The organism is Rhodococcus sp. RCBS9, from assembly GCF_029457415.1.
In the GTDB taxonomy this organism is placed as follows: domain Bacteria; phylum Actinomycetota; class Actinomycetes; order Mycobacteriales; family Mycobacteriaceae; genus Rhodococcus_F; species Rhodococcus_F qingshengii.
Genome location: NZ_CP120422.1, coordinates 1,068,136 through 1,080,950, shown reverse-complemented (window position 1 = coordinate 1,080,950; position 12,815 = coordinate 1,068,136). Strand labels below are relative to the sequence as shown.

General features: G+C 62.6%; 12 protein-coding genes. 8 read left to right on the top strand and 4 right to left on the bottom strand.

Going from position 1 to position 12,815, the window contains the following annotated elements; genetic code table 11:
* Positions 1 to 19 precede the first annotated feature (19 nt).
* Positions 20 to 1,735, top strand: coding sequence for a glycerol-3-phosphate dehydrogenase/oxidase (locus P0M12_RS05085; protein WP_047270936.1), 1,716 nt, complete (start codon positions 20 to 22; stop codon positions 1,733 to 1,735).
* A 64-nt stretch (positions 1,736 to 1,799) separates the two neighbouring features.
* Here P0M12_RS05085 and P0M12_RS05080 read toward each other — a convergent pair whose 3' ends face one another.
* Genes P0M12_RS05080 through P0M12_RS05065 form a run of 4 tightly spaced genes read right to left on the bottom strand, consistent with a single transcriptional unit; the run spans position 1,800 to position 4,976 of the window.
* Positions 1,800 to 3,077 carry a HAMP domain-containing sensor histidine kinase gene (locus tag P0M12_RS05080; protein ID WP_058226118.1) on the bottom strand — a complete coding sequence of 426 codons (1,278 nt, stop codon included), beginning with the start codon at positions 3,075 to 3,077 and terminating at the stop codon, positions 1,800 to 1,802.
* Entirely contained in the window at positions 3,074 to 3,751 is a 678-nt protein-coding gene (locus P0M12_RS05075) for a response regulator transcription factor (protein WP_003939990.1), read from the bottom strand. Before P0M12_RS05075 ends, P0M12_RS05080 begins: the two co-directional genes overlap by 4 nt.
* Positions 3,752 to 3,763: 12 nt before the next feature.
* Positions 3,764 to 4,327: a hypothetical protein gene (locus P0M12_RS05070; protein WP_054781865.1), complete on the bottom strand. Its 564-nt coding sequence runs from the start codon at positions 4,325 to 4,327 to the stop codon at positions 3,764 to 3,766.
* Positions 4,320 to 4,976 (bottom strand): hypothetical protein, encoded by a 657-nt coding sequence (locus tag P0M12_RS05065; RefSeq protein ID WP_003939689.1) that lies wholly within the window; start codon positions 4,974 to 4,976, stop codon positions 4,320 to 4,322. The genes P0M12_RS05070 and P0M12_RS05065 overlap by 8 nt, the downstream gene beginning before the upstream one ends.
* A 253-nt stretch (positions 4,977 to 5,229) precedes the next feature.
* Between P0M12_RS05065 and P0M12_RS05060 the strand changes: the two genes are divergently transcribed.
* The 7 genes from P0M12_RS05060 to P0M12_RS05030 all read left to right on the top strand — a co-directional run bounded on the left by P0M12_RS05060 (position 5,230) and on the right by P0M12_RS05030 (position 12,810).
* A complete protein-coding gene (locus P0M12_RS05060; RefSeq protein ID WP_007733469.1) occupies positions 5,230 to 5,796 on the top strand; it encodes a hypothetical protein in 567 nt (188 codons plus the stop codon).
* A gap of 63 nt (positions 5,797 to 5,859) precedes the next feature.
* A complete protein-coding gene (locus tag P0M12_RS05055; protein WP_277377494.1) occupies positions 5,860 to 6,321 on the top strand; it encodes an RNA polymerase subunit sigma in 462 nt (153 codons plus the stop codon).
* Between the two features lie 236 nt (positions 6,322 to 6,557).
* Entirely contained in the window at positions 6,558 to 7,481 is a 924-nt protein-coding gene (locus P0M12_RS05050; protein ID WP_051649553.1) for a thiamine pyrophosphate-dependent dehydrogenase E1 component subunit alpha, read from the top strand.
* A gap of 10 nt (positions 7,482 to 7,491) precedes the next feature.
* Positions 7,492 to 8,541 carry an alpha-ketoacid dehydrogenase subunit beta gene (locus P0M12_RS05045; RefSeq protein ID WP_277377493.1) on the top strand — a complete coding sequence of 350 codons (1,050 nt, stop codon included), beginning with the start codon at positions 7,492 to 7,494 and terminating at the stop codon, positions 8,539 to 8,541.
* 2 nt (positions 8,542 to 8,543) lie between these two features.
* Positions 8,544 to 10,061, top strand: a complete 1,518-nt coding sequence (locus P0M12_RS05040; RefSeq protein ID WP_277377492.1) for a 2-oxo acid dehydrogenase subunit E2 — start codon at positions 8,544 to 8,546, stop codon at positions 10,059 to 10,061.
* Between the two features lie 6 nt (positions 10,062 to 10,067).
* Positions 10,068 to 11,465, top strand: coding sequence for a dihydrolipoyl dehydrogenase (gene lpdA, locus P0M12_RS05035; RefSeq protein ID WP_346772264.1), 1,398 nt, complete (start codon positions 10,068 to 10,070; stop codon positions 11,463 to 11,465).
* A gap of 106 nt (positions 11,466 to 11,571) precedes the next feature.
* On the top strand, positions 11,572 to 12,810 hold the full coding sequence (locus P0M12_RS05030; protein WP_230358974.1) for a helix-turn-helix domain-containing protein: 1,239 nt from the start codon (positions 11,572 to 11,574) through the stop codon (positions 12,808 to 12,810).
* Positions 12,811 to 12,815 lie beyond the last annotated feature (5 nt).

Genomic DNA, 12,815 nt, shown 5'->3' with positions numbered 1-12,815 from the left:
AAGTGAAGGAACAGTTTTCATGAGCACAGCACAAGCATTGAGTCCGTCCTCGCGGGCGGAGTCGCTGAAGAAGTTGGAAGAAACCGAACTCGACGTCCTCGTTATCGGCGGTGGCGTGGTCGGAGCGGGTAGCGCGCTCGACGCCGCAACTCGCGGTCTGAAGGTGGGCTTGGTGGAGGCTCGCGACTTCGCGTCCGGAACCTCGAGCAGGTCGAGCAAGCTGTTCCACGGCGGACTGCGTTACCTCGAGCAGTTCAATTTTGCGCTCGTGTTCGAGGCACTGCGTGAGCGGTCGTTGGTTCTGAATTCGCTGTGCCCGCATCTCGCGAAGCCGGTGCCGTTCATCTACCCACTCGAGAAGTTGATCGACCGGCCGTACGTCGGTCTGGGCATCGGCGTCTACGACGTGATGGGCGCAGGCCGCGGGGTTCCCTCACACCACAAGCATGTGGGCAAGAAGAAGACTCTCGAATCGTTCCCGTCCGGAAAGCGCTCTGCTATCCGGGGTTCGGTCAAGTTCTACGAGGGTCAGGTAGATGACGCCCGCCACACGATGATGCTGGCGCGCACAGCAGCCGAATACGGCGCACTGTGCGTGAACAGCACCCGCGTAATCGGCTTTCTCCGTGAGGAGGACCGCGTAGTCGGGGTGAAGGCCGTGGATCTGGAAACGGGTCGCGCGTTCGAGATCCGTGCTCGTCAGGTCATCAACGCCGCCGGGGTCTGGACCGACGAGATCCAGGAAATGGTCGGTGGGCGAGGGCAATTCCAGGTTCGCGCTTCGAAAGGTGTGCACCTGGTCGTCCCGCGAAACCGCATCAACTCCTCTACCGGAATCATCACGCGGACCGAGAAGAGTCTGCTGTTCGTGATCCCGTGGGGAAGCCACTGGATCATCGGTACGACGGACACCGACTGGAACCTCGACCTCGCCCATCCGGCAGCGAGCCGAAGCGATATCGACTACATCCTCGGACATGTCAACAAGCTCCTTCAGGACGAGTTGACGCACGAGGACGTCGTCGGTGTGTACGCGGGGTTGCGTCCGTTGCTGTTCGGCGAATCAGATTCGACCAGCACTCTCTCGCGTGAGCATGCGGTGTCGAGTCCGGTCCGAGGTTTGACGGTGGTCGCCGGTGGCAAGTACACCACTTACCGCGTGATGGCCAAGGACGCTGTCGATTCCGCGGTGCACGGATTGGAACAGAAGGTGCCGAAGTCCTGCACTGAGCGTATCCAACTTGTGGGTGCCGACGGCTACTTTGCCGCGCACAACAATCGGCATCTCACCGCTGAGCGCACGGGACTGCACGTTTCGACTATCGAGCACCTACTGGGTCGGTACGGCACTCTGGCTGACGAGTTGTTCGAACTCGTCGAGGCGCGACCGGAACTGGGGCAGCCGTTGGACTCCGCCCCCGAGTACCTCAAGGCGGAGATTCACTACGCCGCGAGTCACGAGGGTGCACAGCATCTCGACGACATCCTCACCCGTCGTACCCGCATCTCCATCGAGGTTACCGATCGCGGCGATGCGGCAGCTGCCGAAGTGGCGGAACTGGTTGCGCCGGTGCTCGGTTGGACTCCCGAGCACATTGCCGAGGAGATCGAGCACTACCGGTTGCGCGTCGCAGCCGAGCGGGAATCTCAGGAGCAGCCCGATGACCTCACAGCTGATGCGGCGCGCCTCGGTGCACCGGACGTTCGCACCGGAGTCACTGTCGGACAGGTTTGAGTCCGGGACGCCGATGGTCGGCCGGGACGCTGTGTCCCGGCCGATCGACCGAACTGCCTCGGTGTCAATCGAACTCGTCTGCCGAACATTCAGGGAGGTCGATCGTCACCACCGCGCCCTCGTTCGGATGGTTCGCGAAGTCGATACGAGCGCCGATGACCGCCGCTTGTCCCACTACGATCGTCAAGCCGAGGCCCAGGCCTGAGTTCGGGCCGCGTTCGACGGAGTTGGTCTGAAATCTCTTCGGCCCCTGGCGAAGCCACTCTTCAGTGAACCCGACGCCCCGATCTCGGACCGTGATGCGGGAGTGGTCGACGTGGACATTGATCGGCGACTTTCCGTGATTGCGAGCATTCAAGATCAGGTTGGCGATGATCCGCTCCAGTCTGCGCGCGTCGGTGTACGACACGGGGGTGCCGTGAACACTCACTTCACACTCGACTCCTGTGGTGGAAATCGCGTGACGCACCACCGGTGCCAGTTCCACCGATTGGATGTCAGCCTGCTCGGAGGTGGTGTCGAGGCGTGCCACTTCGATGACGTCCTCGGCGAGCCTCCTGAGTTTATGGACGCCGTCGCGCACCAATTCGGTTGGCCTACCGGGTGGCAGGAGCTCTGCGGCGCCGACCAGTCCGGAGATGGGTGTCCTGAGATCGTGCGCGATGTTGGCTGTCACGCGCTTCTCGGCGTCCAATTGTCCCCGTAGAGCATCGGACATCGCGTCGACCGCATCCGCCAGCTCGGTGATCTCGTCGTCGAAAAGCGACCAGGTGACCGAGCGGACGCGGATGTCCGCTCCGGTAGACACTTTGCGAGCCGCACGGGCGGCCGAGCGCAATCGATACGACATCGCGAGTCCAAGCAGAACACCCAGGACGGCACCCGCTGCGATCACTGCGATGGTGGCGTTGCGAAGTGTCCGATCGACGCTGGCGATCGATTCCCGCTGCGCGGTGTACGGGACGCGAATCGCCACCACCTGAGTGTTGACGTCGGCAGCAGCCCAGACAAATGGCTGGTCCCCGCTGTCGACAAGGTAGGTGGCACGTTTGCCGCCCGCCACGGCCTGACGCAACTCTTCCGGAACGTCGAGACCATCTGTGGTGGCGCGGAACAGTGCACGCATGCTGCCCGTTTCGTCCTGCAGCACCAGTTGGAGATTGCGATCAGCTGCCGCCCGCGCTGCATCCTCTTGGTTGTGTGAAAAGGTTTGATGCATCACGGTACTGAGCGTGATCGAGGCGACGGCAATCACGAACGTGATGGCCGCCGCGATCTTCCACTGAAACGACAACCGCCTCCCGGTGGACGGGAGCTTGGCGGCGAGATCCCGCGATCTCACCGATGGTTGTCCATCGTGTAGCCGAACCCCCGGACGGTCCGGATCTGTTCGGAGCCGATCTTCGTGCGCAATCGCTGAACGTGAACGTCGACGATGCGCGTATCGCCGCCCCAGTCGTAATCCCAGACGTCCGAGAGCAGTTCGGAGCGAGACCAGACTTTGCGCGGCACACTCACCATGACCAGGAGCAGCTTCATTTCGGTGGGTGTGAGAGCCACTTCGGCGCCCGAACGCGTGACGGTCACCAACTCGCGATCGATCTCCAGATCGCCGAGAGTCACGATGTCTTTCTCCGTACCGGAATGGGATTCGACCCGCCGGAGCACACTTCGGATACGGGCCACCAGGACACCGCTGTCGAAGGGCTTGGTGACGTAGTCGTCGGCACCGGCTTCCAATCCGAGAACGATGTCGACCGGGTCGTCGCGCGCGGACAGCATGATGACCGGCACCGACAGTTCCTCACGAATGCGTCGGCACAGGCTGATTCCGTTCAGGTCGGGAAGCATCACGTCGAGGACGGCGATATCCGGCTTGGCGTCGACCGCCATATCCATTCCGGTCAACCCACCCGATGCGGTGATCACCCGAAACCCGTTGCGTTCGAGATTCAATTGCGTTGCTTCGCGGATGACAGCGTCGTCTTCGACCAGCAAAATCAACGGATCGGTCATCGGCCTTCGCTTTCATGGGAACGGAACACTCTCAAACCCTTCACCGGTCCACTTGTATGCAGTCGACGATTGACAGAACTCCGGAATGCCGGGGTCTTTGCACAGGTCGACCATGACCGACAATCCTCCGGTTGAGCCGACGACGTAGCGTCCTGGGTCTTGCACTCCGAAGACTTTGTGAGCGCCCGATTCGTCGATCTGGTAGACGAATCCGGCGACCATGAAGCTGACCGGTGGGGCCGGTCGTCCCCAGATGCCGACAGACTCGCAGGTGAAGACATTGACGACGGCATCTTGCCAAACGGCGCCTGTCACGGGGGAGTACCGGATTTCGTAGGGGAAGTTCGCATCACCGCACAGTCGGAGACTGTCCTTGACCGCATCGGACACTTCCGGGTCTGCTCTGAGGAGGGCAACAGGATCGATGCTCAAGCCCTGTGAGAGATCCGAGGGGTCGAGTGATGCTGCGATATTCGGAGTGGGTTCTGATTCAGGCTCGGTGGAACAGGAGGCGAGAGCAAACGCGACCGGCAGGCAAACACCGGCGAGCATTGCGCGGCGACGGCGATCAATCACGGATGAACTCCATTCCATCCCAGTGGAACTCGGTCCGAAGCGGTGGACGGGGGCAACATTCGAACTCCGGTGGCCGCGGATCCGTTTCCAGGACAGACAAACTCGCGGCGCGTTGACCGCTGACGATGAACTTTCCGCGCTCTTCGACGGAGAACAGGCGCTCACCCAGTTCGGGATCGTCTTCACTCGAACCGGCCTTGCCGCTGCGGTAGACGTAGCCGGCAAGGTTGACCGAAATCGACACTCCGGTCCCGGGTTGGTGGGCCGGTTGGCACGGATACACATTCATGACGACGAGTTCGGTCTCCGGCACGATACGCGGTGCGCCTGGATCGAGAAGGATGGACCCGACCGAGATCGGATACCAGTCAGGGCACGACCGAAGTTCTGTCTTCACTCCCTCGGACACCCCAGGATCGTCGAGGAGCGCCCGGCCCAACCTCGAGTTTTCGGCAACCCGTCTGGCCAGGTCTGCAGGTTGTGTGACGGGCAACCCGGTGGAAGCGACATCGCCTTCGATCACAACGCCCTGGGTGGACGCGCAGCCGGTGATCACGGACGCTCCGAGGGTTGCTGCCGCGAGCGCTGTACCGAACAGGCTGCGAGTACGGTCTGATCGACCGCCGCAGATGTCACTCCGATACAACACGTTCCCCTCCCCGGCCGCTGCGAACCCTCTCATCGGCATGTGCGTTTTCATACGATCACAGGTGATCTCGATATCGGAGTTTTGCCACCCACCGTTACGTAATCGTATGAATGTCAGGACCGTCGAGAGTTGGTACGCGACCGACGGAATTCTGTTACGAAACCGATGGAATCAGGCTCCTAGAGTGAGTCACGTCGGTGCTCACCGCTTGGGCGGAACGAGCTGATCCGCGTATCGAGGAGTGTGAGAGCAAATGCCTGAAGTATTGCTGACCAACAAGACTCGGCGTCTGCGAGTGTTGCTCGCCGTACTGACGATCGGGGTGGTGTGCGCGATGACAGGGTGTTCGAGTGATGACAACAGCGCTCCAGGAGACGAACCGACGACTACATCGGTGGTTGCGGCGTCTACGACCCCACCGCCGCTGACCGCAGCGACCACTTCGGAGACAGTCGAAGGCTCGAACTCGGTGGGCGGCGGTACGGACGCATCCACCCCCGGAGTCCCGGCGGGCGGAGCTGCGCCGGCCTGGACACCGGTCTCGACCAGCGCGGCTGCCCCTGCGGCCCCTGGTCCGGCTACCGAGTCGACCAAGTGCACCGATCAGATCAACTATGTGGGTGACCCTCGTTCGAATGCGGAGATCAACAGCATCGGAGAGCGGATGGGTTCGTGCCCGGCGCCCCTCCCGCCCGATGCCGTCGAGCCCCCCGAGAAGTGCACCGACCAGATCAACTACGGCGCTGACCCTCGTTCCAACGCCGAGATCAACATCATCGGGGAACAAACCGGGATCTGCCCCGAGCCGATACGCCCCTAGCGACTTCAAAACCTGAGCATTAGTCGGGAATTCGACCAAGAGCCGAACCAGGGGGAGATCGGAATGACAAGCAGGGCAGGTGGACGTTCGATCGACAGTGTTGCCGACGATGCGTCCCGAGGGGATCGGGACGCGATTGCAGAACTCCTTCAACGCATCGTGCCTCTGGTGACGCGGCGCTGCCGTGCCGAACTGCGACCGCTCGACGCTGATCGTATTGCCGTCGGTATCTGCCGATCCGTCCTGTCCGACATTCGGCGACGTAGACGTGCCGGAGAAGCGTTCCTCGCGCATCTTCACGACGCGATCAGTCGCGAAATCGATTCGCTACCCGCCTCCAGTCGACTCACTCTGCCCTTCGGTGATCTGTCGGCCGCAGAACGCAACGTCTTGGTAGCTCGCATCGTTGTCGGCTTCGACGCGCGCGAGACGGCGCTGTCACTGAGAACGACAACGAGCGCCGTCGAACTCGCCCAACACCGCGCGCTGGCCAAGATCAGACGCGACAGCCTGAGCGGCGCCTGAATCAACGCTCGAAAGTCAACAGCTGCAACCCTTCGCAACTCCCGGCAACCTCACGCAACTCTTTCCCTTCGCCCGTGACCTGCACGACACTGCATGGCGACGAGTGATCGAGAACGAGGAGTGTGACTGTGGTTCAACGGACGGCGCAGAAGCCGACAACCCCAGGATCGAAAAAGACCGGCGCCAAGCCTCATTCGGGGCTGGACCGGGATGCATTGCTGAAGGCGTACGAGAAGATGTCGCGCATCCGTGCGTTCGAGGATCGACTGCACGAAGAGAATGCAACCGGTGACATCCCCGGCTTCATTCACCTCTACTCGGGCCAGGAAGCCATCGCGGTGGGAGTGTGCGAGAACCTGAGCGACGCCGATTACATCGGATCCACTCACCGCGGTCACGGGCACTGCATCGCCAAGGGCTGCGATCTGAACGGCATGATGGCCGAGATCTTCGGCAAGGACGACGGCCTGTGTCGCGGTAAGGGCGGCTCGATGCACATCGCCGACCTGTCCGTGGGAATGCTCGGCGCCAACGCGATTGTCGGCGGAGCCCCGTCGTTGGCGATCGGCGCTGCACTGAGTGGCAAGACGCTTCGAAACGGTGTCATCGCAGCGTCGTTCACGGGAGACGGTGGATCCAACCAGGGAACCGTCTTCGAGGCGATGAACATGGCTGTGGTGCTGGATCTTCCGATCGTCTTCGTGATCGAGAACAACGGATTCGGTGAAGCAACAGGAACCGACTACGCGGTGGGCGCACCCGACATCGCCGCCCGCGCTGCATCCTTCGGAATGCCTGCCGTCAAGGTGGACGGCACCGACTTCTTCGCGGTCTACGACGCGATGGCGGAAGCATCGGAGCGCGCCAGGACCGGCGGTGGCCCCACCACGATCGAGGCGGCGGCATTCCGTTGGCACGGCCACTTCGAGGGTGACGCGCAGCTGTACCGCACGGCGGAACAGGTTGCGCAACTACGGGAAACCAAGGATCCGCTCAAGAATTTCCGTAGCAGCGTGGATGTGAAGAAGGTCAGCACCGCTGATCTGGACGCGGTGGACGAGCAGTCGCGAGTGCTGGTGGACGAGGCGGTAGCGAAGGCGCGTGCCGCGGCGTATCCACCCGTCGAGAATCTGCTGACCGATGTCTACGTGTCGTACTGAGGAGCCCGAGATGACAAGCGTGGAAGCCGAGAACGTGTCGAAGAAGACCTACCGCGAGGCCGTCAAAGAGGCCATCGCCCAAGAAATGCAACGCGACCCGAGCGTCGTTCTCATCGGTGAGGACGTACGGGGTGGGCATGCCGGTACCAATCCCGATCTGGAGACGAAGAAGATCGAGGCATTTGGCGGTGTCCTGGGTGTCACCAAGGGATTGTGGACGGAGTTCGGATCGGAGCGTGTAATCGATACCCCGATCACCGAATCCGCGATCATCGGAATGGCTGCCGGAGCCGCACTGACCGGACTGAGGCCGGTCGCCGAGCTGATGTTCATGGACTTCTTCGGAGTCTCCTACGACGCGCTCTACAACCAGGCTGCCAAGTTCCGCTACATGTTCGGTGGCAAGGCCAGAACCCCGCTGGTGGTGCGAGGCATGATCGGCGCAGGCTTCTCCGCCGCTGCGCAGCACTCTCAGTCTCCGTACAACGTATTTGCCGCGGTGCCTGGCCTGAAAGTGGTCGCGCCGTCCAACGCCTACGACGCCAAAGGCCTACTCATCCAGGCCATCCGGGACGACGATCCCGTTGTGTTCTGCGAGCACAAGGTGCTCTACGACCTCAAGGGCGAGGTGCCGGACGAGCCGTACACGATTCCGTTCGGCGTCGCCAACTACACCAGGCAGGGCGACGACGTCACGATCATCGCGTTGTCCGCAATGGTGAACCGCGCCAACGACGTAGCAGACAAGCTGGCCGCCGAGGGTATTTCGGTCGAGGTTGTCGATCCTCGTACCGTCTCACCATTGGACGAGGACGGCATCCTCGAATCCGTCGCATCGACTGGAAGGGTCGTGATCGTCGACGAATCCGCCGCCCGCTGCGGTTTCGGACACGACGTAGCCGCGCTGATCGCCACCAAGGGATTCAACTACCTGAAAGCGCCGATCGAACTGATCACGCCGCCGCACACGCCGGTTCCGTTCTCCCCGACCCTCGAAACTGCCTGGCTGCCTGACGCGGCGCGCATCGAAGAGTCGGTTCGCAAGCTGGTGAGAGCCTGATCATGGCTGACATCAAAGCTATCGACATCCCCAAATGGGGGCTCTCCATGGAGGAGGGGTTGGTCAACGCGTGGCTCATCGAGGAAGGTGACTCGTTCACCAAGGGCCAGTTGATCTGTGAGATCGAGACCAGCAAGATCACCAACGAGCTGGAGGCGCCGTTCGACGGTGTTCTCCGCAAGATCGTCGGCACACCGGGGCAGACTCTGCCCGTCGGCGCCGTGATCGGCGTGTCCGCCGATGCGTCCGCGACGGATGCGGAGATCGAGCAGTTCCTCGCCGCCCGCGGCGCAACCGCGCCGGCGGAAGAGCCGGCACCGTCACCAGCTGCTGCGCCGGCGGCTCCCGTGACACCTGCGGCTTCACCGGCTGCGAAGGTGGTTGTTGCACCGAAACCTGTACCAACCGGTTCCACCGTCGTACCGAGCGTTCTGCAAGGCACGACGCAGGACGATGTGTTTGCGAGTCCTCGCGCACTCCGACGTGCCGAATCGCTCGGAATCGATCTCGCCGCCGTAGTGGGTACCGGTCCCCTCGGGCGGATCAGTGTCCGCGACATCGACGACGCGATTCGTGACGCCGGTGGCACTGTTGCGCCGGTAGTGCCGGCCGCGAGATCCGGCCTCCCGCTGCGATCGACCGCCGACGACAGTGCCGTGCCTGCCACCCCGGTCGCACGCAGAACTGCCCGATCACTCGGCGTCAACCTGCATGACTGTCGTCCGACGGGTTCGCGGGGGCGCGTCTGCGTCGCCGACGTGCACGACGCCGCTCGTTCCGCGCAGCTCCTGCCCGAGGCGGCGGCTGAGACCGAATCTGTTGCGGCCGAACCCGAGTACGACACAATTCCTTTCACCCCCATGCGATCGGCAATCGCCGGTAGGTTGCAGGCGTCCAAGCAGCAGGCACCCCATTTCCGGCTCACCGCAGACCTCGAGCTCGATGCGCTCCTCGCTCTGCGCAAGGAGATCAATTCGACCGTCCCGGCGGTCAAGCTGTCGGTCAACGACTTCATCGTGAAGGCTTGCGCCGCTGCACTGATGAAGGTGCCGGACGTGAACGTCCAGTTCGATGCCGCGAACGAATCGGTTCTTCGATTCGCGTCGGCGGATGTCTCGGTGGCAGTTGCACTTCCGACCGGGCTGATCACGCCCATCGTGCGTAGCGCGAATACCAAGTCGTTGGCGGACATCTCGGGTGAGGTGCTCTCGTTGGCCACCAAGGCGAAGACCGGCAAACTTCGTCCCGAAGAATTCCAGGGCGGAACCTTCACGGTGTCCAACCTCGGCATGTTCGGGATCAAGGCATTCGACGCGATCATCAATCCGCCCCAGGGAGCGATCCTTGCCGTAGGTGCGGGGGAGAAGCGCGCGGTGGTGGTCGGTGACAGTGTTTCTGCCCGGACCGTGATGACCGTGACCCTCTCGTGCGATCACCGGGTTATCGACGGAGCCCTGGGTGCGACCTTCCTTCGGGAGCTCCAGCGCTTTGTCGCTTCTCCCGCGCTGATGTTGGTGTAAGGGGCTGTGGTGGAAAACAATACGTCGCATAAGTACGACGTTCTTGTCATCGGTGGCGGCCCCGGTGGTTACGTGGCGGCGATCCGGGCTGCCCAGTTGGGGTTGAACGTCGCGCTGGTAGAACGTGATCGCCTCGGAGGTATCTGCCTCAACTGGGGTTGTATCCCCACCAAGGCGATGCTGCACGGCGCGGACGTCGCGCATACCTTGAGTGAACTCGACACATACGGATTCAGTTCGGCGTCTGTCCAGTTCGACATCTCGAAGTTGGTGTCGTTCAGCCGAGGGGTTTCGGAGAGGTTGTCCGGCGGTGTTGCCTATCTGATGAAGAAGAACGGCGTCGACGTCATCTCAGGCGCCGCTAAGTTGGTGGACAAAGGCGTCGTATCCGTGGGAGGACAGACGTATCGAGCCGACCACGTGATCATTGCAACCGGTGCCCGGCCGCGTTCGATTCCCGGCGTTGCCCCCGACGGTGATCGGGTATGGACCTACTTCGACGCGCTCGTCCCGAAGGAACTGCCGAAGTCGCTGCTCGTGATCGGGTCCGGCGCGATCGGAGTCGAATTCGCCAGCCTGTACCGCGATCTCGGAACCGAGGTGACCATCGTCGAGATGGCACCACACATCATGCCGGTCGAGGACGAAGAGATCTCGGCCTTCGTTCGCAAGCAGTTCGAGAAGCGTGGCATCACGATTCACACCGGAGCCTCGGTGTCGGCGGTGACCGTCGGCGACGACGCCGTCCAGGTGAATGTGCAGACGAGCGACGGTGTCGAGTCGTTGACCGTGGACCGGGTGTTGGTGGCGGCCGGAATCACCGGCAACGTCGAGGATCTGGGGTTGGAGGCTCTGGGCGTCGAGATCGAGCGCGGTGCGATCGTCACCGACCAGTGGTGCCGTACCAGCGCTTTCGGGATCTATGCGATCGGTGACGTCGCGGGCGCTCCATGTCTGGCGCACAAGGCAAGCCACGAAGCTGTCCTGTGCGTCGAAAAGTTGGCAGGCGTGCCCGACGTTCATCCGCTCGATCGCGACTACGTTCCGGGATGCACGTATGCCCGCCCACAGGTGGCGAGCCTGGGTCTGACGGAGAAGCAGTGCGCCGGTACTGGTCGCGCGCTGGGGGTCGGACACTTCGACCTGCAGGCGAACGGCAAGGCACTGGCGATCGGCGAGGCCGAAGGCTTCGTCAAGACGATCTTCGACGCCGATACCGGGGAACTTCTCGGCGCGCACATGGTCGGTCCGGATGTGACCGAGCAGATTCAGGGTTTCGGGATCGCTCGATCCCTCGAAGCCACCGGCGAGGATCTCGCCGAGGTCGTGTTTGCTCATCCGACGCTCTCGGAGGCAATGCACGAGTCTGTGCTCTCGGCGCTGGGGAGACCCCTCAACGCGTGAGTACCGTTCGCGTGCGTGAACGCCGTCCTTTCGTTCACGCACGCGAACAACTCTGCAACCGGGTGCAACGCTCGCTTTCGAAGACCCCGTCACATAGGACTGGAGTGTGATCGGCGAAACGAATCGACTCGAACCGGCCCTGGCCAGTGGTGAAGACCCGGCGCAGTACGCACGTGTTCTCGAATCCGTGTACGAAGCAACGATGTCGGGACGCAAGCCGCCTGCGCGTCCGCGCTCCGTCATCGCGAATTCGTGGTCGCGTTTGCGTGCGCTCGGACTCGATCCGGACCGGTGCTCGATCACCGAGACGGGCCGCGAATCCGAGATCGAAGAAGGCAGACGCGCAGCCGGCATGGCGGAGATCTTCGACGAGGCGGTGCACGGTCTGGCACCACTCGTCGGCCCGGACGACGCGAATCTGATCGTGGTGGCGGACCGCTACGGACGCATCCTCTGGCGACACGGGTCCAGTCGAATGCTGGATCGGGCCGAACGGCTCGGGATGATCGAGGGTGCGTCGTGGACCGAGGAAGCTGTTGGTACCAATGGGATCGGTACTTCCTTGGCATCAGGTTCGGCAGTGCAGGTGTTCTCGGCCGAGCACTACTCGCGCTCGCAGCATCCGTGGACCTGCTCCGGGGCGACGGTTCGAGATCCGCGTAGTCGCCGGGCCATAGCCGTCGTGAACGTCGCCGGCGCAGCAGACACGGTCCACCCGTCGACTCTCGCTCTCGTGGACAGTGTGGCCAGGCTGGCGGAATCCGCACTGCGGGAGAAGCATCGAATCGGATTGGATCAGCTCCGGATGATCTCGGCATCGACGCTGGCTCGTGCGAGTCAGCCGACAGTGGTCGTGGACCGCAGTGGCTGGGTCGCGGCGGTGGACTCGATGGCGCCGATCTACAGAATCGCACTGCCGAAAGTGATGAGCAGCGGCGAGCATTGGCTCCCGTCGCTCGGACTATGTATGTGCGAGCCGCTTCCGGGTGGTTGGCTCGTCCGCCCTCAGATGGATCCGGCGTCCGGAACGGTTTGTGCAGAAGTCGAATTGGATGTGCAAGATCCGAATGCGATGGAATTGCGGTACTCCTCGGCAATGGGGAGCTGGAGTATCGACCTCAGCCCGCGCCATTCGCAGATCCTCGTGGCTCTGACACAGGCGCCCGAGGGCCTCACGGCCGCGCAGCTCGCCTCACAGTTGTTCGGCGATCCACGCAAGACGGTGACCGTCCGGGCCGAGATGTCGAGGTTGCGTAAGCGATTGGCCGGAATCCTGTTGGCTCAGCCCTATCGCTTCGACCCGGCGGTGAGGGTAAAAACCGTCCCTGCTGTGCGCCTTTATTAACCGCG